General features: G+C 68.0%; 15 protein-coding genes. 4 read left to right on the plus strand and 11 right to left on the minus strand.

Annotated features, from left to right (window positions below; genetic code table 11):
* Both Q1W68_RS15805 and Q1W68_RS15810 read left to right on the plus strand, forming a co-directional pair.
* Window positions 1–522 (plus strand): tryptophan 2,3-dioxygenase family protein (locus Q1W68_RS15805; RefSeq protein WP_300717075.1); only part of this gene is annotated, 522 nt, incomplete at its 5' end.
* Window positions 523–1227: 705 nt separating this feature from the next.
* Entirely contained in the window at window positions 1228–1668 is a 441-nt protein-coding gene (locus tag Q1W68_RS15810) for a phosphatase PAP2 family protein (RefSeq protein ID WP_300647825.1), read from the plus strand.
* A gap of 284 nt (window positions 1669–1952) precedes the next feature.
* On the opposite strand, the gene Q1W68_RS15815 is transcribed toward Q1W68_RS15810, so the two are convergent.
* Window positions 1953–2231, minus strand: a complete 279-nt coding sequence (locus tag Q1W68_RS15815; RefSeq protein WP_366146718.1) for a TIGR02450 family Trp-rich protein — start codon at window positions 2229–2231, stop codon at window positions 1953–1955.
* Between the two features lie 199 nt (window positions 2232–2430).
* Between Q1W68_RS15815 and Q1W68_RS15820 the strand changes: the two genes are divergently transcribed.
* On the plus strand, window positions 2431–2871 hold the full coding sequence (locus Q1W68_RS15820; RefSeq protein ID WP_300659605.1) for a hypothetical protein: 441 nt from the start codon (window positions 2431–2433) through the stop codon (window positions 2869–2871).
* A 439-nt stretch (window positions 2872–3310) separates the two neighbouring features.
* Here Q1W68_RS15820 and Q1W68_RS15825 read toward each other — a convergent pair whose 3' ends face one another.
* Both Q1W68_RS15825 and Q1W68_RS15830 read right to left on the minus strand, forming a co-directional pair.
* Entirely contained in the window at window positions 3311–4111 is an 801-nt protein-coding gene (locus tag Q1W68_RS15825) for a hypothetical protein (RefSeq protein ID WP_300647834.1), read from the minus strand.
* Between the two features lie 29 nt (window positions 4112–4140).
* Window positions 4141–4734, minus strand: a complete 594-nt coding sequence (locus Q1W68_RS15830; RefSeq protein WP_300647836.1) for a hypothetical protein — start codon at window positions 4732–4734, stop codon at window positions 4141–4143.
* 984 nt (window positions 4735–5718) lie between these two features.
* On the opposite strand from Q1W68_RS15830, the gene Q1W68_RS15835 reads away from it, so the two are divergent.
* Window positions 5719–8292, plus strand: coding sequence for a PAS domain S-box protein (locus tag Q1W68_RS15835; protein WP_300647839.1), 2574 nt, complete (start codon window positions 5719–5721; stop codon window positions 8290–8292).
* Window positions 8293–8604: 312 nt separating this feature from the next.
* Here Q1W68_RS15835 and Q1W68_RS15840 read toward each other — a convergent pair whose 3' ends face one another.
* The 8 genes from Q1W68_RS15840 to Q1W68_RS15875 all read right to left on the minus strand — a co-directional run.
* On the minus strand, window positions 8605–11007 hold the full coding sequence (locus Q1W68_RS15840) for an FAD-dependent oxidoreductase (RefSeq protein ID WP_300647841.1): 2403 nt from the start codon (window positions 11005–11007) through the stop codon (window positions 8605–8607).
* 416 nt (window positions 11008–11423) lie between these two features.
* Window positions 11424–11669, minus strand: a complete 246-nt coding sequence (locus tag Q1W68_RS15845) for a hypothetical protein (RefSeq protein WP_300647844.1) — start codon at window positions 11667–11669, stop codon at window positions 11424–11426.
* Window positions 11666–12787 (minus strand): hypothetical protein, encoded by a 1122-nt coding sequence (locus tag Q1W68_RS15850; RefSeq protein ID WP_300647847.1) that lies wholly within the window; start codon window positions 12785–12787, stop codon window positions 11666–11668. The genes Q1W68_RS15845 and Q1W68_RS15850 overlap by 4 nt, the downstream gene beginning before the upstream one ends.
* Before the next feature lie 7 nt (window positions 12788–12794).
* Window positions 12795–16526 (minus strand): hypothetical protein, encoded by a 3732-nt coding sequence (locus Q1W68_RS15855; RefSeq protein ID WP_300647849.1) that lies wholly within the window; start codon window positions 16524–16526, stop codon window positions 12795–12797.
* Between the two features lie 6 nt (window positions 16527–16532).
* Window positions 16533–18440: an ATP-binding protein gene (locus tag Q1W68_RS15860; protein ID WP_300647850.1), complete on the minus strand. Its 1908-nt coding sequence runs from the start codon at window positions 18438–18440 to the stop codon at window positions 16533–16535.
* Window positions 18437–19888 carry a hypothetical protein gene (locus tag Q1W68_RS15865; protein ID WP_300717076.1) on the minus strand — a complete coding sequence of 484 codons (1452 nt, stop codon included), beginning with the start codon at window positions 19886–19888 and terminating at the stop codon, window positions 18437–18439. Before Q1W68_RS15865 ends, Q1W68_RS15860 begins: the two co-directional genes overlap by 4 nt.
* Window positions 19889–19906: 18 nt before the next feature.
* Entirely contained in the window at window positions 19907–24793 is a 4887-nt protein-coding gene (locus Q1W68_RS15870; RefSeq protein WP_300647854.1) for a hypothetical protein, read from the minus strand.
* Window positions 24794–24822: 29 nt separating this feature from the next.
* On the minus strand, window positions 24823–26787 hold a 1965-nt coding region (locus tag Q1W68_RS15875), incomplete at its 5' end, for a hypothetical protein (protein WP_300717077.1).

The following is a 26787-nucleotide window of genomic DNA, read 5'->3' on the forward strand; positions in this document are numbered from 1 at the left end:
CCGCCCGAATACAGCGCGCTGCGGCCCTACCTCGCACAGTCCAGCGGCTTCCAGAGCCACCAGTACCGTTGCATCGAATTCGCGATGGGCAACAAGAACGCGGCCATGCTGAAGCCCCACGCGCACAACCCGCAGCGGCTGGTGGTGGTGCAGGCAGCGTTTGAGGCGCCGTCGCTGTACGACGAAGCCCTGCGCCTGCTGGCACGTCGCGGCATTGCCGTGCCACAGAGTCACACCGATCGCGACTGGACGCAACCTTATGAAGCCAGCGATGCGGTCGAACAAGCCTGGCTACAGGTCTACCGCAACCCCAAGGACCACTGGGACCTGTACCAGCTGGGCGAAGAACTCACCGACCTCGAAGACACGTTCCGCCTCTGGCGCTTCCGCCACGTCACCACGGTGGAGCGCGTGATCGGCTTCAAGCGCGGCACCGGCGGCACCGGCGGCGTGAGCTACCTGCGCAAGATGCTGGACGTGGTGCTGTTTCCGGAGATCTGGCGGCTGCGCACCTCGCTCTGAGCCCCCGATAGCGCTCGCGTCTTTGTGAGGCTTGTTTCTTTCTGCGGAGACGAACGTCAGGTGAAGACTGATGTGAGCCGTTCGAGGCCGATGTACCTAAAAACAAGACGCCTTCATCACCGATCATTCGACGGCGGGTTCTTGCATGACCGCTGCGCCTCCGAGGCCTGTTACTCGACACGACGTTTCGCAAACTCGCGGCGCGACACAGAAGTCACAGCATCACCCACCTCATAAAAGGCGATCACACGCTTGCATTCAAGAAAGCCAGGAGGCTCGTTCAGGCCAGCCCGGAAAGCCCCGGGGCCCAGACACTCGCTGCGTTGGTCATCGCACTGGAGCCCGACCAAGCGTTTCCGTTGAGTCAGCTGCATTCACTGGGCTACTCGCCATTCGAACTGGCGCTTGAAACATTGGGCGAATGGCGTCCATTTGTAATGTGGTGTCCCGATACTTTTTACCCGTCAGGACCAGCGGTGTGAGAGAAGTGTGTGCCTTCAATATGACAGCGTGATTTCTGTGGAAGCCCACGCTGTGTCACTGCGACAAAGAAACACGTTTGACATGTTCAGCAGGCACCGTGGACGGATGCTGAACCACTCTGGGCCCACTGCCGCATCTGCATTCCCATCGAGCCGATCTCGCGATATCGCGTGGTTTTGCTGGATGGGTGCTGGCAGAACCGATCGTCCCTTGCGACTCAGCTTGGCGATCGCCATCGCACACTGGAGCTGGCTGCCGCTGGTTGTTGTGCTCGCATCATCCATGGTCTTCAGGGCTGATGCCATCGGCCCAGTCCTGTCTGCACTGGGGGTGGCGACCTTGATGCAATGGCTCGTCAAACGGTTGGCGAGATGGCTTTCTTCACGGCGCCCATTCGCCATCGGGCTTTGTGCCAACCACCTCCATCATTCGGATCGGGGAGGAATGCCCAGCACCCACGCCTCCGTGATGGCGTGTCTGGCCGGGGCGCTGTCGCCATGGATGGTCCTCTGGCCAGAGTTCGCGCTCGTGCCCTCCATCGCCGTGATCACCGCATGGGCTCGGGTGCAGGCGGGAGCCCATTTCCCTTCAGATGCGTTGGTGGGACTCATGCTCGGGGCATCGGTGGGAAGTGCGGCGGCACGTGCCTTCTCGTGGAGTTGATGTCCATATTCGTTGAATCGGCCCTTTCCCGATGGGCTCCTCGCGGATGGTGGGCCGTCTTCCTGGAAATTGCTGCTCCGAAGAAATCGGGCAGGTCACATTGAACAACGGTTGCGACGGTCCGTCTTGAACGCAATTGCGCTGTGGTGCGCGGATCGCAGGGTACCGATGATTGGCGCCCAAGGGCTTGCCCGTCAGCGGTCGCGAAGCGATGGCGAGGACGGCTTTTGTCCGTGATCGCCAGTCCACGCACCCCGATTGCAGACGTCCAGGAAGGCCTCGAGTCATACCCAGCCTTGGCGCCATAAGCTCGCGTCTGTCAGCTCGCGCCAGTGCAGCAGATACACCTGCTTGGAATGCACGGCCTCCAGTTCGATCTGCTCGACACGCATCGAAGGTGGATCGGGCTCGATGACCCTCGTGACAACGAAGTGTTTCTCGCGATGACGCGGCTTCACGGCCGTCCACTTGGTCAGCAAAAGTTTCTTCGGGCTCAGCGGGTTCTTTCGCGCGCGGGGGCCGGGCGAGGTCACTTCACTCACGGGCTCAGGTTTGGATTTCATAGATCGTGATGATGCGGCATGCGTCAACCCATCATCGCTGCACATCCGCCGGTCGCCCATGCTTTTCGGCTCCAGGCGACCACCCCGACCAGGGCCCTTGACGAGGATTCGCCGGGCCTGCAGGCAGAATCCAGAGGACCGGGGCGAGTTTGGCGTCGGGCCTGCCGGGAACCCCACCTTGAAGAATGGAGCAGCATCAATGGCACTGACGAAGAAGGGCGAGTTCTGGTACGGGACGACGTCGGGCGACACCCAAGCCGAGCTGCGCGATTACAGCGTGGCGAACCGCCATGAGGCCGTCCGGTTTGCCGCGTCCAAATGCGACTGCGGGTGCCGGAGCTTCGCGCTGCAGACCGATGAAGAAGCCGGCGTTGCCATCCGAACCTGCACCGACTGCGGGCAGGAACACCTGATGGGCGACAGTGCGGAACACGTTGAAGAAGCCGTGCCCGAGGCGCACGAGTGCGTGTGTGAAAACGAGGTGTTTGAGCTCATGTCCGGCGTCTCCGTGTACGAGGGCACCCATGACGTGCGATGGGTTTACATCGCTTGCCGCTGCGTGGAATGCAATCTGGTCGGGGTCTTCGCAGACTGGAAGTGTGAAGCGGGTGATGCGGCGGCCTTCCTCGCCAAGGTATGAAGGGTCGAACCCCGCAGAGTTCAGGTTCGCGGGCTCTGGGTCACGCGAGCCTGAGCGTCAGAGCTCAAGTTTCAAGCCCTTTGTCGAGCAATACCTGACCTTCCCGCGCTGGAGCGCCAAGCCTCGGCACGTCGAAGGCGCCGAGATCGCGCTTGTCGCGCGAACGGCCAAGTGGTGTCATGAACGGGTCGGTGGACTTGGCTGTATCAACAACCGCAACCGTTGCGCAGCAGAGGGCCGGAGGACTTCGGCATCAGACTGGATGCTGCCCTTTACCTTGCACGCCTGAATGTCGATCGCCGCGGGCATCTGGCATTCAAGGATGGCCGCGTCGAACGACCGCTGCACCCCCGCCTCCAGCCATCCAGCGCAGGCCGGCCTGGCCGCACTTCGGATGAATCGTCACAGGGTCTGGGTGGCCCAGCGAACGCCTTGTCAGCTACAAAACGTGCCCGAACAATGCCGACAGGCGGCGCTGGTTGATGCCTGCCGATCCGCTCCACCAGCACGCTGGGTAGGCCATGTCGACGAAATGATGGTTCGGCAGCACGCGCTCGCCGATCGGCACGAACGCTTCGCCAAAGCCGGGATGCGCTGGCGTGTCCAAGACACCGCAGAGGCCAAGAATCGCAACGACCCGGTCCCGTTCCGCCTTGTTTGCTTTCAAGCTTGCGAGAAAGTGTTGGTGCAGAGCCGAGGCCGTGACCGAAGGTGCAACGGACGTGATGGCCGTCATCAGTTCCAGAAAGATCCGTACGTCGTCTGCCGTGGGGGCTGTGGGTGGATGGGCGAGAAACAGTTCGAGGTCCAGCAGCGCGTACATCGGGTCTGCGTGTCTGACGCCGCCCCACTTCAAACGCTCGAAATTGAGCACATTGAGGTCCTGAGAATGGGGCGCACAGTGAAGCCCGCAGACGGGGCACTGTCCCGCACCCGCCGAGACCCGATGGTCAGGGAGCCACTGCGCGACCGAGAAGCTGCCAAGCGCCGAGCGCCAGTCAAGCCGGCGGGTGGACAGGCTCGCCAGGAATCCGTCTGCGATCTGCCGCTCGGTCAGGCGCCGCACCTGCTGTCGCAACTGAACGATGGTTTCGTCGTGGGACCGCCAGAGCGGGTCGAACATGACGCCTTGTCGCTTGGCGTGCTCGAACGCTTCTCCGCTCGGGGTCTTTGGAGCTTGTTTCCAGCCAGCTGCAGACCAGTAGGTGTCAAGCAAGGTCTTGAGCGCGCGCTTGTCCATGATGTGGTTTTCCCCTGTCGGTCAATGGTTCAGTCGAGAGGAGGCGCCGCCTGAGCCGCAGGTTTCAGCACATACCGGAAACGGTCCCACTCTGGTGGACCCAATTGAGCGCTGTCCAGGTGGGGCTCGAGCGCCTGAATCACCTCGCGGGGCGCCAAGGGACTGGGCGTCAGGTGCTCCGGGACCACGACAATCCCCTCGAAATCGATCTCGCCCCGCACAGCAAACAGGATGTCCTTGGCATCGAGATCCCCAAACCCTTGCAGGTCGAAGGAGCCCGTGATGTCGACTGCGAAGCGGGCTGCTGGCCCCATTCGCTTCAAGCAGAGCGAAGCGATCTGGACGGGATGGTGTGCCGCGAAGTACACCGAGCACTCGATCATGGCGGGATCGCCAACGGTCGACAAGGTCGCCCCGTCCAGACCCGTCCAGACACGCAAAGGCCAGTGAAGCCAATCGCACTGAACGAAGCAGTCCCAACTCTCGCCCTGCCAGGTGATGGGATGACAGGGTAGTGAAAGATTCCAGAACAGTCGCCGCGGTAATCCGGCCGAAGCATCCTCAAAGAGATGTCCGTGGATCATGCCCCTCAGCCCATTTTCATTCGAGATCAACAAGGTCATGTGGCGCAAAAATTGGAAACGACCGACACGGCAGAAGGTACCAAACCTTGATGTCCCTCGTCACCACGGGCAGGCTGTGCGTTTGAAACCGGTTATCGAACTTGCAAGGTCAAGACATGCGCTGGGCAGCAGAGAGAGGGGCGCGTCTCTCCTCCCTCCATTGGAGAGGACACACCCCTTGTGCTGAACGCATCCCGCCTTCGGCAGCGCTGAACTGGCGCTACCGGTCATCAAAAGTCGTTCGTGGCCGGCGGCCTTTGGGTCCACGGAAAATGGTCGCGGCGATCTTGGCGACGATGCCACGCACCCGGCTTTGTCGCCAAGGTAGTTCAGGCAGCTGCCGGCAGCCCAAGCGATCACCCCCACGGTGCTGCGGACCCGCCCCATTCCAACGTGCCTGCCGAAGTACACCAACGGCGTAAGGAGGTGCAGGCAGGCTGGGTCTGAAGAGGACTTTGGTGGAATAGCAGCGTGTCGCCAGGCGCCGCACAATCGGTTGCATAGACGCCGCCGTGATCTCCCTGCACAGTTGCAGGCGCTCAATGCGACCTCGCTCCGGGTTTTGGATGGCAGCTTCAACCCGACCGATCTGGCCGCTGGCGCCGAGCCATGCCGCGCCGTCCATCGGCAGGGGAGCGGTGTCGCAAAGCGCCTGGACTGGCTGTACAAAAGTGTGAACCCATCCACACCGTAGCGGACTTCAAGCGCACTTTCCGCGCATTTTGATCAAGGTCTCTGTGCAGCTGTCGATACGGGGTCCATCAAGGGCAACCGCGCCGGAACATGCCGATGACAAGGCTTGGCTTGCGGACTGACAAATCAAAAAAATGAACCCTTCTGAGGCCCACGAAATCACCGATCCGTGCCCCTGGCACCGATGCAGACCTGTTGGAGACGTGAACACCATCGCGCTCCGTTGCTGCGCCGTGGCGACCGTTCTCACCCCTGTTGCAGCACGGATCACCTCCTGCGGACAGACACCTGATGCCTGAGCACATCACCCCGCGCCAGGGCGAGTTTGCATTTGACGGCTCGTCGGGAACACTCGACCAGCACCGCGTCAAAGCCCTGCGCGTTTTGCTGCTGGCAGCGAGCTTCGCCGCCCCGACGATCGCACTGGCACTCTTTCTGCGCGACGGGATCACGCTGCTGACGATGCTGGTCGGCGCCACCAGTGTGCTGTTGTGGGTGCTGGGCTGGCTGCTCCATCGCGGACGCGTCACCATCGCGGCCCATGGTCTGGTGCTGTTGATTCTGACGATTGCCACGGTCACCACCGTGATCACCGGGGGCGTTCGCAGTGCAGGCGTGTTCGTGCTGCTGTCGTCCATGGTGCTGGCAAGCACGTTCCTCTCGCGGAAAAAGATGATCGCAGTCGTGCTGTATTGCATCTTGGCACTCGGGTTGATCAACTGGTTCGAACAGCGCGGGATGCTGCCAGGGACGCTACCACCCACCGGTTGGACCGTGTGGGTGGTCCAGGTGGTGGTGATCGGAATCGTGTTGATCAGCGCTCTGGCGGGTCAGTACCGACTCCAGGAAGCGTTCGACACGCAGAAGGAAGCGCTGAGACTCGCCTACGAAGCAGAAGCTGCCCTGAAGGAAAGCCAAGAGCGCTTCAAAGCGCTGTTCCGAAACAACCCGGTGCCCTGCCTCGTGCAGTCTCTGGACAGCCGCGTGACCGTGGATGTCAACGATGCCTATGCCTTGGCGAGCGGCTTTTCGCGAAGCGATCTGGTCGGCCAGCAGCCGCCCAACCTGTGGGCCAACCCGGCCGAGGAGCAAGCCTTTCGAAACACCCTGAAAGCGCATGGTCGGGTGAGCGGCATGCATGCCCGCGGATTGCGGCGCGATGGCTCCCAGTTCGATTCGCTGGTCTACGCCGAGCTCATCCAGCAGGGCAAGGAGAGGCTCATGATCGGCATGGTGGTCGACATGAGCGCCGAAGAAAAGTCGCGCAGGGCCCTGCTGCAGTCTGAAGCGCGCTTTTCCAAAGCCTTTCGGCACAGCCCGATCTGCATGACCCTCACACGCCTGAGCGACGGGCGCTACCTGGAAGTCAACGACGCCTGCGAGCACGTTTTCGGTGGCCGCCCCGAAGAATACGTTGGAAAAACGTCGCTCGAAACAGGCGTCTGGCCCAGCCAGCAGGTGCGCAAAAACTATGTCAACACCATGCTGCGCGACGGTCGCCTGACGGGTTACGAAACACAGGTGCGCAACCGCAAGGGCGAACTGGTCGAGGTCAAGGTATGGGCCGAGATCATCGACATCGAAGGTGAAGCCTGTGCCCTGTCCTTCGTCCTCAATGTGGCCGAAGAGAGACGGCGCCGCAGCATGCTGATGAATCTCGCCGAAGGGGTTTCGCCCAAAATCGGACAGGCGTTCTTCCTGTCGGTGACCGAGCACATGGTGGTGGCCTTGGGTGCAACCAGCGTGGTGATTGGTGAAACGGCAGAAGGTGGTGGCATCAACACGCTGGGCCTGACGCACAACGGCGACCTGCAACCCAATCGCCGTGTGCATCTGCACAAGCCCAGCGCTTCAGCGATGATGGCCAGCGATGGCCTGTGTGTCATCGAGTTGCCCGCGGGGGAGTCCTTGCTGTCTGACCTCCCCTTTGCTGACGGGCATTCCCATACGGTCGCTGGAATCGCCTTGCGCGACCCCGACGGGACAGCCATTGGCCTGCTGGCCGTCGCCTGGGAGCACTCCGCCCAGATCGGTGCCGATATTCAGGCACTGACATCGATCTTCGCCAGCCGCAGCAGCGCCGAACTGATGCGACTGCGGCGCGACTTGAAAATCCAGCGCTTGCAAGACACCCTGGAGCAGCGCGTCCAGGCCCGCACCGAGCAGCTTCAGCACATCAACCGCGAGCTTGACAGCTTTGCCTACTCGGTTTCACATGACCTGAAGTCGCCCCTGCGTTCAATCGACGGCTTCATGCATGTGCTCAGAGAGCAAATGGGCGACCGCGTCCGTCCCGAGGACGATGCAATCATCAGCCGGGTCATGGCTTCTGCGAGCCGGATGGGTGGTCTGATCAAGGACTTGCTGGCGTTGGCGCGGGTCAGCCAGACCCAGCTGCAACGCTCCTGGGCGAACCTGAGCGAGATGGCCGACGAGGTGATCCGACAGGAGCGGCAACGAGACCCTGAGAACCCGGTCGAGGTGGTCATCGAACCCGAATTGTTCGCCGACTGTGATCCCCACCTCGCCCAGATTGCACTCGAAAATCTGCTGGGCAACGCCTGGAAATATTCACGGAACACGCCGCAGCCCCGCATCGAGTTCGGTCGTGTGCCCGCCAGCGAGGTCGGCGCGCCAACGTTTTTTGTCCGGGACAACGGTGCAGGATTCGACATGTCCCGCTCGGACCGCCTCTTCAAACCCTTCACGCGGCTGCACCAGCCCAGCGAGTTTCAGGGCTCCGGCATTGGCTTGGCCACCGTCCACCGCATCATCGAGCGGCATGGGGGGCATATCCACGGCAAGGGCGAGGTCGGGCGAGGCGCAGTGTTCCAGTTCATGTTCGGACGCACCATCCAGGATTGACGCTGCGACGCGCAACGCCAAAATGGCCGCCTCGGAGACGCAGCAGCGGATGGGGCCTACGCTGGTGAACGCCGTGGTGCCCGAGGCCACGATGGCAGCCGGGTTCACGTTGGTGCCGGAACGCAGGGACCAGATCGTGTTGGTGAAGGTGAACCCCACTGCACCGGTCTGGTGGCCATCAAGATCCAGGCGTTCGACATTCCAGCCCGGCGCCGTTGACGCTGAAGTTGTCGGCCAGCGCAACACCGAGGGTTGAAGTGACGCCTGAGGTGCTTTGCACCTCCGACACCATGACCGACAGGCCCACGGTCGTCAACCCAGCGTGTAATCGTTGAGGTCGACTGTCTTGACGGCGTTGACGTACTCCCGCGTGAAGCCTGGAAACAGCGCGATCACGCGACCGCTCTCCAGCCGGTACCAACTGCGGCACTGGCTCCACACCGAGCCGCCCAGGCGGGCCTGCAGCCGCTGGTTGTGCGTGGCCATCACGTCAGGCCGCACGTCGATCCAGCGCTGGCCAGCCCGGCGCACCGCCTTCATGCAGGCGATGGCGTGCTGCACGCCGGGTTCGATGTAGAGCAAGGTGGAGGTGTGGCCCGTGGCGGTGTTGGGCCCGAGCATGAGGAAGAAGTTGGGAAAACCCGCCACCGTGATGCCGTGGTAAGCCTCGGGACCGGCCTGCCAGCGCTCGCTCAGCGTCTGGCCGTGCAGGCCCGAGACCTTGATCGATGACAGCAGGTGTGCCACGTCAAAACCCGTGGCGCAGATCAGCACGTCGACCGGGCGCTCGCGGCCGTCGGTGGTTTGTACGCCGTGGGGTGTGATGCGTTCAATGCCCTGCGTTACCAGCTCCACATGGGGTTGGCTGAGCGCACGGTAGAAGTCGTTCGAATAGATGATGCGTTTGCAGCCGAGCGGATACGTCGGCGTGAGGCGTGTCCGCAAGTCGTCGTCGGGGACCTGCTTCAGCCGGTGGGCGGCCGCCGTCTTGAGCATGCCCCTGCGTGCCAGCGTGCCTTCATCGAAGCCCCGGCGGCCCCACTCCAGCGCCTGGACCCAGCTCCAACGCACCATCCGGTTGTACAGACCGGACTGGGCGAGCCAGCGATCGACCGCGGTGTAGGGCCGGTCCAGGCGGGGCATCACCCAGTTGGCGGTGCGCTGGAAAACCTGCAGGAGCGCTGCTCGTGCCGCGACAGGGGGCACGATCTGCGACGCCGTGGAACCGGTGCCGATCACGGCCACCCGCTGGCCTTCCAGCGGGCAGGTGGCGTCCCAGCGGGCCGAGTGCAGTCGGCGGCCCTGAAATTCCTCGAGTCCGGGGATCTCGGGCCACCGTGGCTGACTCAGCGGGCCAGCGCTGCACACGAAGAAGCGGGAGCGCATGCTCTGTGCGTTGCTGGTGGTCAACGTCCACTGGCCCGTGGCCTCGTCAAAGCTCGCTTCGCTGAGCTGGGTGTTGAAGCGGATGCGGGCGGTGATGCCATGGCGCTCGGCCAGCTCGCGCATGTAGGCCTGGATCTCGGGTGCAGAGGCGAAACGCCGCGTCCAGCGCGGGTTGGGCGCGAAAGAAAACGAATAGGCCGGTGCCGGAACGTCCACGTGTGCGCCGGGGTAGGTGTTGTCCCACCAGGTGCCGCCCAGCCCGGCCTGTTTTTCCAGCAGCACCACGTTGTGGATGCCAGCCTGCTGCAGCTGGATGGCCATGCAAAGACCCGACATGCCTGCACCCAGGATCACCACCTCGTGCTCGGGCACGCCCTCACGCGCACGAGGCAGGTGCGCGTGCATGAAGGAGACCAGCCGCGTGATGGCTTCATCGGCGCTCTTGAGCACGCCACCGTGCAACTGGAAGACGTGCCAGCGTCCCTGTGTGATCTCGCAGCGTGATGTCACCCCGGCGGATTGCAGGGCCTCGTGCAGTGCGAGCGCCTGATCGTGCAGCAACTCGTCGGTGCCGGCCTGAATGAGGGTGGGCGGCAGGCCGCGCAGATCGCCGCGAATGGGTGAAATGCCCGGTTCGGTGAAAGCGTGTGTGCCCCGGTAAAAGCCCGTGCAAGCCAGCGCCCACGGCACGCTGAGCATGGCTTCGCCAGGGGGTGGCGTGGGCAGCGGATCGGGCATCACGGCATCGGCCAGCGGTGACAGCAGCAACAGAGAGGCTGGCGTGGCGCCACCCGCGTCGCGCAGCGCCAGTGCAGCGGCCAGCGCCAGGCCGCCCCCAGCCGAATCACCACCGATGGTGACCGGACCGTCGGCCGCCAGCGCCGCGAAGGCGGCCAGCGCGTCATCGATGGCGGCCGGATAAGGGTGCTCGGGTGCGAGCCGGTAGTCCAGCACGAACACCGGCAGACCGCTGGCCAGCGCCAGTCGTGCCGTGAGGGCGCGGTGGGTGACGGGCGAGCCGATGCAGTAGGCGCCGCCGTGCAGATACAGCAGGGTGCCGGCCGGCGTGACAGCAGCGTCGACCTTGCGACTGCGCACCCACTCCCCTCGGACGCCACCCACCGTCCCCGGTGTGATGCTCACCGAGCGCGGAACCGGCAAGGTCAGACGGGCCAGGGCCTGCAGCCAACGGCGCTGGAAGCGGATGGAAAAACGCGGCGAGAACACCGGCTTGATGAGCATTTGCAGGGCGATGCGCTGCAGCCCTGCCAGCAGGGATTCGAGCAAGCCCTGCGGCTTGAAAACGATGGGGGCGGTGTGTGGTGTCATCGCCCGCCAGTGTAGGCAACCGGCCCGGCCGCTGGCGGACGATCTGTGCGCGCACCTGTGCGGACGCACGGCGTTCACCGCGATGCCACCCGCTTTCATGCCCTTGGCCGGGTTGAGCCGACCGCCCACCCTCTCCACGAAGATGCGCCGTGTGTCCTTCAAGGTGTCTGCCGTGCCGAACAGCGGCTTTTTGTCTTCTTGGATTGCCCTGGTTGCAGACCTGTGCTGGACGTCGGCTGGCCGAATGACTGCAACGGAGCGAAAGCGCCCATCCGCATGGGGAGGGCAGCGGACGTTCAAGGTGCAGCTCGGCAGCAGCATGCTCCCAGGTCAGCCGTGCACCGACCGCTTCCAGCGGTACCGCCCAGGTCGGCCTGCGCGACAACACGGATGCCCGTTGCGCACGGACGCACGGTTCATGGCCCGCGGAGGGTGCGGGCCAGCACCACCGCCAGGGCGGGCGGCATGAGCAGTGAAAGCGACAGCCACACGCCGTTGCAGTGGACCGCCACACCCGCGCAGATCAGGAGCCACGCGAGTACAGCCAGGCCGAGCCCGACCCGGGATTTCCTGGGACCGCTGTGCCACCAGGCACCCCACACAAGCGCGGTGTTGGCCAACAGCAGCCACTGCCAGCAGTCCGGCCAGATTGCGCCGGTCATGCGGGGTGCGCCGCATCCAGGAGGCGCTGCACCATGGCGTCAAAGTCGGCCGGGCCCATCACCTCGTTGCGCAAGTGGTCGATCTTCTCGCGCAACAGGCGCTCGACCTGGGGCCAGGCGCGGTGCTTCGCAATCGCGACACCGGTGGCGAGCGTGCGGTAGGCCTGGTCGTGCTGTCCGGCGTCTGTGTGCAGGCGCGCCACGAACACCAGCATGCCGACATAGCCGACCAGGCTGCCCTGCCTGGCCAGCCGCCTGGCCGCGTCGAGCGCGGCCTGCACCGCTGCGTCGGTGCGCCCTTGCAGGGCGTTCAGCCGGGCCACACCCATCTGGCCGAGGGCTTCCCACGGCGGACTGGGGTGGCGCTCGCTCAGTTCCCGCGCCTGGGCAAACAAGCGCTGCGCCACACCGTGGTGGCCCAGGGCGGTGTGCAAGCCGCCGAGCGTGACGCTGGTGGCGATCACCTCGGGCCAGTACGCGACCGCGCGCAGACCGTCGAGCGCAGCTTCAAGATGGCGCACCGCCACCACCGGCTCACCGCGCACGAGGGCGATGAACGCCAGCGACTGCTGGCCGGCGATTCGCTCTTCCACCTGCTGCCAGGGGAGCGCGGACAGCGTGCGCGAAAACGTGTCGCGGGCCCGTGGCAGATCACCCGATTCCAGCGCCAGCTCACCCACCGCGACGAGCACGCGCCAGCTCGCCGCATCCAGCGTCTCGAGTTCACGCGCCGCATCGGCCAGGCGTTGCTGGCGCACCCACACCCGAGCACGGGTGGCGCGCAGCCAGGTGCGCTCTTCCTCATCCATGACCGGCGCCTGCGTTTCAGCGTCCGCCAGCGCCTGCAGCGCGGTCGCCAGCTGGCCACGGTGCATGTGCACTTCCGCCATGCGAATGGTCAGGCGGGCCAGGGTTCGCGCTTGCAGCGGGTCGCGCGCCAGCGCCTCGGCCTCTGCCAGCCAGCCGTCCACCGGTGTGGGCGCGTCGGCAAACACCGGGGTGAGGCGGGCGGCGCGCTCCAGGGTGTGCAGCAGCACCGCCGCATCGCCCTGCCCGCGCGCAAGGGGCACATCCAGCAACAGGTCCGACAACAACCCGCTCACGCGGGATGCGGGCAAGGGTCTGTCACGCCGCCGGGTTTTCATCCATGCTTTCTTCGGTGCTCGGTTCCAGGGCCGCGATCAAGGCCTCATCGAGCGCAGTATCGGCCCCCGCCACGTCGTCGTCCAGGGACGGGGCCTCGAAGTACGCGGCGTGCTGCTGGCCGAAGTCCGTCACATAGGTGGTGCCTTCGTCGGCTTCGGCGGCGAGCGCCGCGTCGTGGCTGCGCAAGTCGGCCAGCAGCGCCTGCGCGTCTTCGCGCGAGGTGGCGGCGTCGGTGGCGTTGGCCTCGGCCTGCTCGGCAGATGCCCGGTTGCGCGCTTCTTCGCTGCCCGCCCGTTCGATGGACTCGCCCAACCCGGTGTCGGTTTCGTCCAGGCTGGCGCCGCGCTCGGCGATGTCCGCCCCGCCGCCGTCGAGTTCGGCCTCGATCTCGTCCAGGCCCAGCGCCTGGTCGATCATGCCGGTGATGAAGCTGTTGATGGACTGCATCACGTCGTTGACCTTCTCCCGCACGGCCGCCACCGCGGGGGCCACCAGTTCGTCCCACAGTGCGCCGGCGGTGGCGTCCCACGCGCGCTCCAGCCAACTGCGCTGGCTCGGTTCTTCGGGCCGGGGCTCCACCGAGACCTGGGCGCCCTCGCTCTGCACGTTCGATGCCTCGCTCTCACCGCGCGCGGCTTCGCCCGAAGCGCGCTCGTTGTCGGCCACCATGCCGGTCTGCGCTTCGTCGGCCTGCGTGAGCTTGCCTTGCTCGGTGGCCACCGTGTCGCGCTCGGCCTGGGCGAACCGCTGCTGCTCGGTGTTGCGCGACGTCAGCTCGGCGGCGGTGTCCCGCGCGACCAGGTTGTGTGTTTCAGCCGCGTCTGCATCGTTGATGTACTGGCCGACGACGCCGATGGCCTCGGCGACGGCCATGCGCTGCTCGCGGATCGACACCAGGGCTTGCGGGCTGAAGGGCACTGGCGACGGCGGATCGGCCGCTTCCTCGCCGGGTTCGCTCGGCACGCCCTCCGCGCTGATGGCCTGAGCTTCGCCCGCATCGACCGCGGACGGCGCGGCGGCCACCACCTCGGCCACCTCGGGCGGCTGCTCGGGCGGCTGCTCGGTCGCCGTGTTCGCGGATGCCAGGGACTGCTCGGCCGGCATGGGTGTCAGCAGCGCATCGATCGCCGCCGCTGGCGACAGGCCTTGTTCACGCGCTGTGCGCGCCCCGATCGCAGCGTCCATCAGGGAGCGCAAGCGGTCATCGCCGCCACCTCGCTCGTTGCCGGTGGTGCGTGTCGCCTGCCGAAGGGCCGGCAGCGCCAACTGGCTGCCCAGCTCCCGCCGAAGGCGCAGGCCGAGGCGGGTGTTCATGTCGAAGACCTGGCGGGCAACTTCGTTGGCCCAGTCCCATTCGTGGCCAATGCCCAGATGCGGGTTGAAGAAGGTCTGGTGGCCGGCCACCCGCCGGTTGCGCCAGACGCCGCTGCTGCCGTCGACAACGAGGTCGTCGGCCAGACCCCGCCCCATGAAGTAGCCGATGTCGGCCCGCGTGTATCCGGGGATCTGTCCCTGGTCCAGCATGTGCTCGATCACTTCGCGCCGGTTCAGGGCCTGACGCGTGGTACCGGGGCGGGCGCCCGGCACCCGGTAGCCCTCGACCGGTGGCACGTGCGACATGCCCGGGTGGGCGCGGTCGATGAAGTCGCGGTAACTGCGGCTGTCGTTGACGATCTGGACGAAGCGCGGATGGCGGCTGATCTGGGGTGCCATGCTGGCGGGCAGGGTGTGGTGGCCGGTCTTCGACACCGCCAGGGCGTCGTCGGCGGCATTGCGCAGGGCAAGTTCGCCTGTGGCGCCGCGTGTCGGCTGCAGGGTGGTGAACGCGCCCAACTCGCTCTCGGTCCAGCGGCCTTTGATGAAGGGGCTGCTGTTGACCGCCTCGGCCAGTTCGCGCGGCGTGGCGCCCGGTGGCAAGCGGTCGCGGATGAGCTGGATTTCGGCGAACTCCGTCTCGCGCACTTCGCGCAGGAAGCTGGCGTCGTCGCGCACAAACTGCACGTTGCCGCCGCGGCTGGTGCCCACCTGCGCATCGCCGAGGCGCTCGCGACCGAAACGGGCACGCAGGGCGTCGTCGAGTTGCCGCGGCGTCCATGCCGGGTTGGCCTGGCGCAGCGCATCCAGTTCGGCGGTGAGTTCCCGGCCCAGGCGGAGTTGATAGGCACGCTCCACCGGATCGTTGAGCGAGCGCGCGAGCATCACGTTGCGTTCGTGGATGCCGCGCAGACGGCGGTTGTAGAAGCGCCCCGCGGCGGTATCGCCCGCCGCCAGACCACGCAGGCGCAGTCGGGCCCATTCCTCGGCCTGGCCGCCGAGGCGGTTGCCCCACCTGATCGGCGCGGTGCCGCGCGCCCAGACACCGGTGCGCGAGAGCGTGCGGCCCACACCGCTCTGGGCACGGCCCAGCGTCCGCAGACCGGTGACGTACCCGGCACGCAGGCCGCGCGCAGCGCGCCCGGCCAGCGAGGAGGTGCGCGACAGGTGGCGGAACCCCGTCGCCGCTGCACGCCCAGCCGAACCGATGCCACGCCGTCCCGCGCGCGCCGCCAGGCGGCCCGCCATCCCCACGCGGCGCACCGCGCGTGCACCGCGGCCGACGGTGCCGCCGACGCGCGAGGCGGCGCGCAATCCGGCCGACATCCGTCGTCCGGTTCGCCCGAGCGCCCGGCCGGCGCCCGGCGCCACCGCGGTGGCCACGGCCACCGCACTCATCACGGTCCCCATCGCGTCCGCGCGCACCATGCCGAGCAGGCGCCGGCGCTCCTCGGGGTCGGTCTCGTTCTTGAGGCGGTAATGGTTGTAGCCCGTGAGCAAGGCGCCGAGCACGAGGCTGATGCCATCGAGCACCAGCGCCGCGATGTCGCAGAAGCGCCCCACGGTGAGCAGGAAGGCGCCGACCGGTGGCATGAGCAGGCTCAGGATGAAACCACTGACCGTGGCCACCAGCCCGATGATGCCGACGATGCCGCCGAGCTGGCCGGAGACGTCGCGGATGGTGGCCACCGTCTGCAGCCACGTGGGTTCTTTTTCATAACCGGTGGTCGGTGCAGCGGGTGTCAGGCCATCGCCGCCCAGGCCTTCGAGCGCGCGGGCTTCGGGGTCGGTGATGGAACGCCCTCCCAGCGCGTCCGCTGCCTCCAGCAAGGCCTGTGTCTGCGGGTCGAGCGCGGCCATGCGTTCGTCGGACAGGTGGCCATCCAGGTAGGCCGCCACGTCGGCGCTCACCAGGCTTTCGAACGCCGCCATCGGCGACGGGTCGACCGCCGCACCAGCATCCGCCACGGGTGACGCGGACACGGCGCTGCCCGCCACCGGCCGTGTGGCAGCGCCACGCGCGGGGCGCCCGGGTGCGCCGGGCGGGGCTGGCGCCGTCCCGTCGGCGGGCACCTCCCTGCCGCCCTCGGCTTCCACCGCCTCCAGTGCACTGGCGGTGGAAGCGTCCATGGCCACTGTGGGGGCGTTGAGGCTCGCACCGTCGGGCGGTGTGTCTTGCAGCCGCGAGACCATCTCCTCGCCGGACAACACGACGCCCGCGCGGCCTTCGTCGGCCTGCAGGTAGCGCGGCAGGCCTGCAGCGACCGCCTCCGTGGTGGCGCCCTCCACCGGCTCGCCCAGCTCGGGGCTCGGCTCGGGTGTGACCGTCGCGCGGGCCGTCGCGGGCACCGGCCGGGACGGGACGGGTTTGCGGGCAACCGGTGCGAATGCACTCATGGTGGGCTACCGGGGTGCATGGGGCCCGGCCAGACCCGAGGGCAAGAGCTTGCCCAGCTTCTGGTATTCGGCCACCACGGCGGTGAGCACATCGCGCTCCTGCAACGCATCCCCGCGTTGAGCGGCCAGGGCAGCGGCGCTCAGCACCGCGGTGCGGACGTGGCCACCCGCGAGATCGCAGCAGGCCGCGAGCCGGTTCAGCGCGGCCACGTCCAGCGCATGCGATGGCCCCAGGTGCGCCACCCACAGCGCCAACCGTTCGGTGGGCCCGGGCAAGGGAAACTCGAGGATGGCGTCCAGGCGGCGTGTGAACGCGCTGTCGAAGCGGCCACGGCTGTTGCTGGTGAGCAGCGCAATGCCTTCGAAGCTCTCGATGCGCTGCAGCAGGTAGTTGGTCTGCTGGTTGGCAAAACGGTCGTTGGCGTCCTTCACGTCCGTGCGTTTGCCGAAGAGCGCATCGGCCTCGTCAAACAACAGAACGAGGTCGGCGGCCTCCGCGTGGGCGAACAACTGCGCCAGGTTTTTTTCGGTCTCGCCGATGTATTTGCTCACCACCGCCGCGAGATCGACGCGGAACAGCGGCAACCCCAGGCGCGTGGCCAGCCAGCCGGCGGCCAGCGTCTTGCCCGTTCCCGAGGCACCGGTGAACAGGGCACGCACACCGGGTCGGTAGCGTGTGCGCAAGGCCGGGCCCAGACCGTTGGCCAGCGCGCTGCGGTGTTCGCAACGCGCCAGCAGGGCGTGCAGGTTCTCGCGCAGCGCGGGCGGCAACACCAAAGCGTCGTCCTCCACATCGGCGCGCAGCTGTTCGGCCTGCGCACCCAGCGCCGGCGGCACGCCGTGGCGCGCGGCGTGGGCCACGTCGCTGCGCTGGACTTGCGCGCGCCCTTGCAGCGCCGCATGCTGTACCGCCGCCTGGCCCAGCGCCGCCAGCCGCCCGGCTTCAACACGCAGACGCCGCGCGAGGTGTCGGGCATCACCGTCGCTGAAACCGTGTGCGCGCCACAGCGCGCTGCGCTCGGTGGCGCTCGTCTCGGGGACGCTCAGCGACCACACCGGTCCGTGCGACGCGCGCACGCTGCCATCCGGGCCGGTGATCACGATCAGCGGTCCGTGGTAGCCCGGCGGCGCGGCCAGTTCGCGGGTCTCACCGGGCGCCAGTTCGAGCGACAGCACGGGCACCTGACCATGAAGTTCGAGCCACACGCCCGCACCGGTCGGCAAAGGCCAGACCACCGGCAAAGCCCGCAGCCCCCAGGCGCTGGCGAGCAAAACCGCCATGGAGAAAAGATCGTTGCGCCAGGGACCGCGCAGCACCGCGACGGTGGAGCCGCGCACAGCCGACGCCCACCTGGCCACTTCGGCCTGCGTGGAGGCGGCCAGGGCCACCGCGGGAGGTGGCGGCTGTTCGATCTCGGGCCAGCGCGACACGGCACCCATGAGCGCCAGGGCCAGCGCGGGCACCATGCGCAGAGGCCGCTCGATCAGCGGTCCATCGCCCGGCAGCTCGAACAGGCCGAGCGCGCGCGCCGGCCCTCCGTACAGACTCGCCAGATGCGCTCGCGCGGTGCAGGGGTCGGACGGATCCAGCAACTGCGCCGCGCGCACCACCAACCCGACGTGGGGCCGGCGACCCGCCAGCGGTGCCTGCAGTTCGCTCAGCGCGTGCGCGGTGCGCCCATCGGTTTCCGCCGCAGCCGTGAGGGCGAGTGCCACGAATTCGACGCGCGAGAACGGGTACCGCAGCGCGAGACCGCGCAACACCTCGTCGATCTCGGGCGCTGCGCGCATCCACTGCCGCCAGCCTTCGCTGGCCGCCGTGCCGGCGAGGGATCCGTCGCCCTGCTCGAAGGCGGCCAGCGCCAGATCCACCAGAGAAGGTGCGTGCGCCGTGCCGGGCAGCGCCGCGTTCACCGGCCGTGCCCTCCGATGCGAGCAAGGCCGTAGTGAAAGCCCACCACACGCCCGAGACCCTCGCACCAGCCGGGGTCGATGTCCAGGCCCGCGCGACGCACCCGCAGGTCGGCGGCGTGCACATCGAAATGCACATCCCAATGCGTGGCGGTCCATTCGAGCCGGGCTGGCCGCAGCACCAGCGAGGCGAGCCCGATGTGCAACTGTCGCCGCAGGAGGTGCCGCGCAGCGTGCAGGCACCGCAGGGCCTCGGCCTGCCCGGCCTGCGCACGACCGGGATCGCGTTCGCGCGGCAGCTCCCCGACCAGCCACCATGCGGCATCGCCGTCGGGCAGTTGCAGCCGGCGCAGCGCGGCCTCGAGCGTGCAACGCCATTGCGGCGGGGTCGGCGGGGCCACGGACACCCGGGCGATGACGGGCAGCAGAAACAACAAACCACCGGCCGCGGTGGCGTGCAGGCGGGGCCAAGCCTGCGGTCCATTCCCCTGCGCCGGCCACGATGCACCCCCTTCGTGCGGAGGCCACGTCGGCGTGTCCGTCCGCCCTGCGACGGGCGTGGCGCCTTGTGCCGGAGCGGCAACGGGCCCGTGCGGGCTGCGCGGCATCTCGAAGACCCCTGCGCCGGGCACCGGCGCGCGCGCGGTCACCGCGCCGCTGGACGACGACACCACCGCATCGGCCCGAGGGTCCGACGCGCCAGCAACCCACGCCGGTGCCGCCGGTGATGCGGCCTGCGCCTGCCATCCCGCGGCGTGCAGCACCTGCACAAGCCACGCCGCACCGGACGGCAGGGGCGGCAACCAGACCGGCTGCCCACGATCATCCCGCCACAGCACCGGCGTCCGGCCAGGCTTGCCCGAGACCGTGCCCGCCGCGCTGGCACCCGCACGCACCGCGTGCACCAGCCACGCCGCGCTGCCAGCGCTCAGGTGCCGAGTCAGCCAGCGGGTGGCGCCTTGGCGCACCGCGATGGTCACCAGCGCGCACAAGTCGCTGGCGGCCCAGGCACCTCGGTCCAGCAATGCCAGCAACTGCGCCAGAAACTCGGCATCGGGGGCCTGCACCATCACCCCAGGCAAAGCCGGCGGCCAGTACCAGGCGTCGAGCCCCATGCCCTGAGAGCGCCACCGCAGTGCGGTCTGCGCGGCCTGCAGGCGGCTGGCAAAAAAAACCGCGTCGCTGAGCGCCGCGCGCGCCTCGTCACCCGGCACCCACCCACCCTCCATCGACGCCACGCGCTGCTCGATCAACAGACTCAGGCTTTGCGGCGACAGACCTTCGGGCAGGCGGCCCAGGTGCAGGCGGCGCACCAGCAGCAAGCGTTCGCCCGCATCGGGCAGGCTGGCGCAGCGCAGCGCGTCTTCCAGCCGGAGCACCGCGTGCACCGCGGCCTGGGCGCTGGGGGCGCGCAGGTGGAGGTGCTGCACGGTGCGGTCGGCGGCGCCCATGGTGGCTCCGTGGGGCGTTCAAACCTTGAACAGGCCGGCCTTGCGCGCCGCGGCGCTGCTCAGCACCTGGGCCTGGTCGAAATGCACGCGCACATCGGTGTCCAGGTCGATCTGCACGCTGCTGGTGTGCACCAGCCGGGCCGACACCTCGCCCTGCCCCACGTCTTCCACCATCGCGCGCGCCATCAGCGAGTTGCCCTTGTAGATCATGGCCTGCATGCCCACGCGCAGGCGGCTGTTGTCCAGCGCGGTGAGCGGGATGCGGCTGCCCACGCGCACCGCCGTGGCGGGTCGCGGCATGCGCCCGGCCACGATGCGGCCCACCGGCGCGTGGCTGGCCAGCAGCAGCGCCATGCGCACCACGTCGTTGATCAGCGCCACCGCCGCTTCGTTCGTCGGCGGCACCTGGTCGAACAGAAAGTCGACGTAGGCCTGCATCTGGCGGCGGTCCACAGAGGGGATGCTGCTCCAGCGCGGCAGGCCGCCGAGGTTGCGCAGGTTGGGCGCTTCGTCGAACTGCGACATGACCTCGGCCCACGCCAGGCGGATCGCCGGCAGCACGCCCGAGAACTCGGCATGCAGGCAGGCGCACACGCCGGCGATGCGCTCGAACAACTCGCTGGCGCGGCGCGCCACCTCGCCCTTGCCGTGGTCGCCGTCGATGATGTCGCCCAGCGAAATCACGGCCTGCGCCTCGCGTTGAACCGTCTGCCACGAGTGGGCCGAGAGGCGCTGGATGTCCAGCCGCTGCACGGCCTGCGCGCGCACGGCAATGGCCTGCGTGTGGCGCACCAGCATCTGGCCGATGTGCACACCGAGCGGGCCCGCTGCCGTGTTGACGGTGGGCATCACCCGCTGCGTGATGACGGTGCTGCGCCATTGCGCGCTCTGCAGCGTGCGCAGGAGCAGTTCGGGCCGGTCGATCATCTGCAGGATGGCTGGCGCACCCACGAAGTGCGCTGACGGTGCTTCGCGCAACACCTTGAGCATGTCGTCCAGCTCGTCGGGCACGTCGCCGTGCTCGCGCAAACAGGCCGGCACGGGCGCTTCCAGCAGGCCGGGGTCGAGCACACGGCGCGGGGTGGCGAGCAGGTTGCTGGTCTCGCGCGGGCGCACGAAGGCGAGGTACTGCACCTCTTCGGCCAGCACACGCGTGCGGCGCGCGTTCACCGCGTCCACGCGGGCCTTTTCTTCTTCGAGCAAAGCGCGCGCCACACCCACGTCGTGCCGCGCTTCGGCCAGGCGGTCGTCGGCCTGGCGCAGGCGCATCTCGGCCGAGCGGATGTGGCCTTGCAGGGCGGTCAGGGCCTGCTCGCAGCGCGTGAGTGCGCTGCGGTAAGCGGCCAGCCGGCCTTCCAGATCGCGCAGGATGGCGATGGTGTTTTCAGACAGCGCGACGGTCTGGGTGAAGAGCAGCGCTTCGTCGGGCTCGGCCGGTTCGGATGCACCGTCGCCCGCCGGTTTTTCATGGGGCGGCGGCAACAACAGCTTGGCTCTGAGGGCCGCCCGGCTGGCCTCTGGCCGGTCCAGAAAGTCGTCCAGCGCGCGCTCCGCAGCGGCACCTTCCAGAAAAGGGTCCTGGGCCAGACCCCGGACCTTGAACCCCTTCAACATCGAGGGTGTGGTGCCGCCGTCCTCCGCCGTGAATGTCTCCAGCAGTTTCAGCAGTTCCAGCACGGTGCGCTGGCGGTTGGCCAGCGCGAAGTCGCGCGCTTCGGTGGAAGGCGGTTGTTTGAGCCGGTCGGCCACGGCCACCGTGCGCACCGGTGAGAGGCCCACCACCGGGTTGGCGTAGACGATGTTGATGGGCGCGCTCGGCGCCTTGAACAGCGTCATCTGGCTCTTCTGCTGCACCAGTTGCACGTTGCTCACCGTGGCAACGACGTTCATCGATGCGAATGCCGCTGACGGCGTGACCGAGCGTGCCACCACCGCTGGAGCCTGTGCCGGTGCCGGGGTCTGCAGCTTCGTGAGCACGGGCTGTTTGATGCGCCCGATGAACGCCTTGATCTGCGTCTGCACGTTGACCGCGCTGTCGGACTTGGCGATGGCCGCCAGCGCTGGCGACGTGGACAGGCGCGCCGCATCCGACGTGGTCATCATCATCTGGCGGATGCGGTGCAGGTCCACCTGCATGTGGGTGAAACCGAAGTCGGTGATGTCGTCCGCCCGGTCGATGCGCGCGCGCAGAAAGGCCATGAAACCTTCGAGTCCACGCAAGGGCAATTGCGCCTGTTCACGGTCCGACAAGGCGGTGATCACCGGGTCGGCCATCAGGCCAGCCACAGCGCTGGCCTGCCCCACGCGGGCCGCGGGTGTGGGCTCGACCATCTCCAGCGGCGTCAGCCAGTTCCAGTTGCCCACCAGGGTGGCACCGGCGGGCGCCGTGCCCGAGAACCAGACCGTCTCGTTGCGTATGCCGGGTGGGCTCGTGGTGGCCTGGGCGATCTTGCCGCAGCCACCGAAGGCCGCGCAGCCGTCGAACAGGGTGAATGCGATGCCATTGACGGCGCGCGTGCCGATGTCGAGTTCGCTGGCGGGCACCTCCAGGCGCACCCACTCACCGAGCCGGGGCAAGGCGCCCCTGGGCCGCCGACCCGAACTGTTGTGGTCGCCCCAGGCAATGAGGTTTTCGCCCCAGTAGGCGCGACGCCCATCGGTGTTCCAGTTGGCCCCCACCTTCCACTGGATCATGAGTTCGCGCGGCGGCCGGGTGGCATCCAGGTAGACCCACACAAACAGGTTGTCGGTGGACCCGATGGCGCCCAGCGTGGCGGTGGCGCCATCCAGGTAGTGCTGGTGGATGCCGGGCTGCGCGGCTTCCACATGGCCGCCGCCGGCGGGCACCAGCGCGGGCTGCGTGGGCTGCAGACCGTCGTTCGCTTCGAACGGTGCCCACAGGTCGTTGTGCGAGAGCAGCAGCCAGGGCTCGTTGCCGTCCTGCCGCGCGCCCGTGGGCAGCACGTGGCCGAACCAGGGGCGCTCGCCGCCCGCGGGTGAATGCGCGCCCGTGGCGCCGAACGCGGCGCGGCCATCGAACAGGTCGAACGACACGCCGTTGACCGCCACGTTGGCCACGCCCACCTGGCTGCTCGGCACCTCCAGGCGCACCCAGCGACCCGCGGGCGGCAGCGGGCCCCCATGGAAATGCCCCGCCACCTGGAACGGGTGTGCGCCCGTGGCCGGGCGGCCCCAGGTCAGGAGCGGCTCGCCCCAGTACGCGCGGTGCGCCCAGCCCGTGGCGTCGCGCCACTGCAGCATCAGGCAACGCGGCGGGTTGTCCGGGTCCAGGCAAACCCAGGCGAACAGCGCTTCGGTGTCGGTGGCGGTGAAGGGTTGCAGCGCGCCGTCAAACAGGTGGGCGTGTGCGCCGGGCTGCAGCGTGCTCACGTGCCCGCCGCCGGGCGGGGGTGGCCCCCACGGCGCCAGCCCTTCTTCGTCCAGCGCCAGCGGGTCGTCACCGAACTCGGGCACCTCCTGCGGCCGACCGGTGAGTGCGCGCACCAGATGGGCCTGCTCGTGGCGCAGGCCTTGCCGCCCGCCCAGTTCGCGCGCACGGCGCTCGCTGAACTCCTTCAAGGCCTCGGCAAAGGCCGGGTCGGGCACTTCGGGATGCAGCAGCCTGGGCTCCCACGAGGCCTGTGTCACCGGCACCAGCAGGCGCAGCCGCTCGGGCGCCGACAGGTCGAAGCTGGCCAGCGGAGCGGCTTCGCGCATCGCCAGGTCGAGCTGTTCGATCGGCACCGGCACCGCGTCCAGTTCGAACCCCGGCGGAAAAAACGGGCTGCTGAGCTGCTGCTGCGTGAGCACCGTGGAGAGGTCCAGCGCGCTCTTGGGCATGAGCCCACACGGCGGCAGGCGCAGGTAGGGATCGGCCAGCACACTGGGCGCGGGCAGCGGCTCGGGCGTCTCGGCCATCTGCTGCGCAAACTGTTCGATGCGGGCCTGCCACAGCGCGGGCAGGCGGCTGTTGGCGCCCAACGCCCCGGCCGCCAAAGCGCCCGTCAACCGCTGCAGGCGCGCTTCTTTCGCCCGCCCTCCCTGGCGCACCACCGAAGCGCGGTCCACCCACTGCACGGTACCGGTCTCGCTCAGGCCCACCAGCGCCAGCGGCACGCCCCAGTCTTCCCATGGGAGCGATTCGCCATGTCGCAGCGCGGCCTCGGCGTCGAACACCGTGTGGGCCAGCGCATTGCGCAAACGCAGGGTGGTCAGGGGCAGCGCACGCCATTCCACCGGCCAGGGGTACCAGAGCAGGCGCGCGCCGTCGTGCATGCGCCAGTCTTCGAACGCGGCCACCGGGCTGTCGGCGTTGCCTTCTTCACCGCAAGGGCAGCGGTCGCACGGGTCATTGGGGTCGAACTCGGCGGTGTCCACCAGCACCGGCTGCAACACCAGCACACCCACGCGCGGCCAGCGGCTGCCCGCGCTCGAGCGCAGGTCGACCAGGGTGATGCCGTCGCGCACCTCGCGCGGATTCACCCGTCCCACGCCATCGGGCTCGGTTGCCTCCCCTGCCCCCCCGGCCTGGACCTGCAGCCAGGCCGGCGGTGCCACCACCGGCAGGTCGTCGAGCCGGCATTCGGTGCGGCGCACCAGCACCACGTCTTCACCGCTCACCGCCAGACCCTGGCCGGGTTCGATGAGCAGGCGCGCACCGCCCGAGCCCGGCAGGGCAAACACCTCCAGTCCACGCACCACCCCCGCGGTCAGCGAGCGGGCGCGGTGCTGCAGGTGTCCGGCCTGCCAGGACTGGCGACCTTGCAGCGTCGCGTCGGTGAGCGTGCGTCCGGCGAACAGGTTGGGCCGGCGCCGCCAGTCGGTCGCGGCCCGGCTCGCGTCTTCCGGCGACAGGGCCACCACGCGCTCGCCCGGCAGCGGTTGGTCAATGCGTTCGATGCTCACGGCGGGTCTCCCGGGTGAAGGTGGCAGGCTCAGGACTGCTGGCGCGGCGGCGACTTTTTCGCCGCTGTGCGAGGGGCAGCGACACTGCGCGTCGGGCGCGTGATGCGGTCGGTCTTGGGCCGCCATTCGTCCACCGACTTCACCAACTCGCGCAAGGTGTCGGCGTCCAGCGGCCGGCGCAGTTCGGTTTGCAGGTACTTGTTGAGCACGTCGCTGGCGATCGGCTCCAGCAGGCTCTTGGCCACCTCCGTCACCAGCGCCGGGTCCTTGAGCGCGCCCTCGCGCTGCACGTGTTCCAGCAGCAGGCCAAGCGCCGCAGCGCTCAGCACCGGCGAGGCCTCGTAGCGCTTGCTCGCGAGCAGGCCAAGCGCCACGTCCATCGCCTTGGCCGAACTGTTCTTCTCCACCTCCATCCAGGGCTCGATGAGTCCCAGGCTGTCCATGCGTTTCATGACCCCCTCTCCCTGTGCACCTGGGTCCACAGGCTGCACATTCCATTCGGCGTTGCTGGCGATGCGCAGCAGTTCCTCCGCCGGGATCGGCGTCTTGCTTTCGCGCTGGATCAACGCCCACAGTGCCTCGTTCTTCTCAGGTTCGCCCAGCACGGCGGCCACACCCAGCACCTGCGTTTTGTCGAGCGAGGCTTTGCCGGTGAGTTGTTGGGTGGTGGCGATGGCATCGGTGAGCAGGCCAAGTGCGGCCGCGGTGAGCACCGGCGACTCCAGGTAGCGTTTGCCTGCGAGCAGACCGATGACGGTGCTCGCGGCCGCCGGCGTGGCGACCTTCAGCACCGCGTCGTAACGCGGCGTGAGCCCGAGTTTGGTGATGCGGGTGTTGAGGTTGAGTTCGATCACGCGTTCGTCGTTGCCGGCGATCTCGCGGTAGCTGCCGGCGAGGTCGTCGCGGTAGGCCAGGTGGCGCCGGCGCACGAACCACAGGTTGTTCAGCCGCGCCAGGCGCTGCCACTCGGCATCGGCCGGGCCCAGCGCCTTGCTCAGCAAGGCCTCGCGCGGCAGCCGCAGCTTCTGCAGGATTTCAAACGGCCGGCGCTGCGCGATCAGGTTGGGCGCGGCGGGCTTGACCACGCGCTGTGCCAGCGTGGCGCCCTGCCCCACCCGCGCGGCCACCGCGCGCCACTCCACGCGCGGCACCGGCGCCAGGATCATCACGGCGGTGGAGTCCAGCGATTCCGTGGACGCGGTGAGGTCGATCGGTTGCAACGCCAGCGCTTCTTCGATCAGCGCGGGCAGTTCATCCTCCGGGATGATGGTGAAGTCCACGTCGACCTCGGCCGGAAAGTAGTTCTGGGTGAAGTCCTCCGCGTTGATCACGCCCGCCGGCAAAGGGCCGGCTGGCGGCAGCGCGGGAAAGTGCGTGATGGCCGGAAAGCCGCGTGTGCTGCCGGGCGGTGCCACATCGGCCAGGTGCGCCTGGTGCTGCATGAGGTGCGCCAGCCGCAAACCGCGCGGCGCAAACCCCAGGCCCGGCAAATCGCCCCGGTCGGCACCGAGTTCGCGCCGCACCATGGCTTCGTCGATCCACACCACGGTGTTGTTCTGCAGCGCGATCATGGCCAGCGGCAGCACGTTGGCCGACACCCCCGCCGCGCTGCCCTGGGTGAAGATGGCGCGCGCGGCGCGGCCTCGCCGCGCGTCCAGCGCATCGGCACCACCGTCGTCCTGCCAGGGCACCAGCACCACCGCGGTGGCCTCGATCACGTCACCGTCTTCCACCGTGCGCTGGCCGGTGATCGAGGTCGGGTAAGCGCCGATCGGGTTGGCGGTGAACTCCACCGGCCGCAGCGCCAGCACGAACAGACCGGTGCGGCTGCGCAGCGGCGGCTGCGGCAGGCGCGACAGACCGAAGCGCGCCGACAGCTGTTCGGCCACCGGCAGGTTGGCCAGCTGCACGTCGATGTTGCGCGGCAACAGCACGAGTTCGCCCGAGGGCGTCACACCGTGCCCGCTGGAGACCACCAGCGTCTGGGGCTGGCC

Source organism: Hydrogenophaga sp., assembly GCF_030158645.1.
Classification (GTDB): domain Bacteria; phylum Pseudomonadota; class Gammaproteobacteria; order Burkholderiales; family Burkholderiaceae_C; genus Hydrogenophaga.

Excerpts from the sequence above, each read along its gene's own strand:
- Q1W68_RS15815 (WP_366146718.1), bottom strand. The coding sequence starts at position 2,231 with ATGAAATCCAAACCTGAGCCCGTGAGTGAAGTGACCTCGCCCGGCCCC.
- Q1W68_RS15820 (WP_300659605.1), top strand. The coding sequence starts at position 2,431 with ATGGCACTGACGAAGAAGGGCGAGTTCTGGTACGGGACGACGTCGGGC.
- Q1W68_RS15825 (WP_300647834.1), bottom strand. The coding sequence starts at position 4,111 with ATGGACAAGCGCGCGCTCAAGACCTTGCTTGACACCTACTGGTCTGCA.
- Q1W68_RS15830 (WP_300647836.1), bottom strand. The coding sequence starts at position 4,734 with ATGACCTTGTTGATCTCGAATGAAAATGGGCTGAGGGGCATGATCCAC.
- Q1W68_RS15835 (WP_300647839.1), top strand. The coding sequence starts at position 5,719 with ATGCCTGAGCACATCACCCCGCGCCAGGGCGAGTTTGCATTTGACGGC.
- Q1W68_RS15840 (WP_300647841.1), bottom strand. The coding sequence starts at position 11,007 with ATGACACCACACACCGCCCCCATCGTTTTCAAGCCGCAGGGCTTGCTC.
- Q1W68_RS15845 (WP_300647844.1), bottom strand. The coding sequence starts at position 11,669 with ATGACCGGCGCAATCTGGCCGGACTGCTGGCAGTGGCTGCTGTTGGCC.
- Q1W68_RS15855 (WP_300647849.1), bottom strand. The coding sequence starts at position 16,526 with ATGAGTGCATTCGCACCGGTTGCCCGCAAACCCGTCCCGTCCCGGCCG.
- Q1W68_RS15865 (WP_300717076.1), bottom strand. The coding sequence starts at position 19,888 with ATGGGCGCCGCCGACCGCACCGTGCAGCACCTCCACCTGCGCGCCCCC.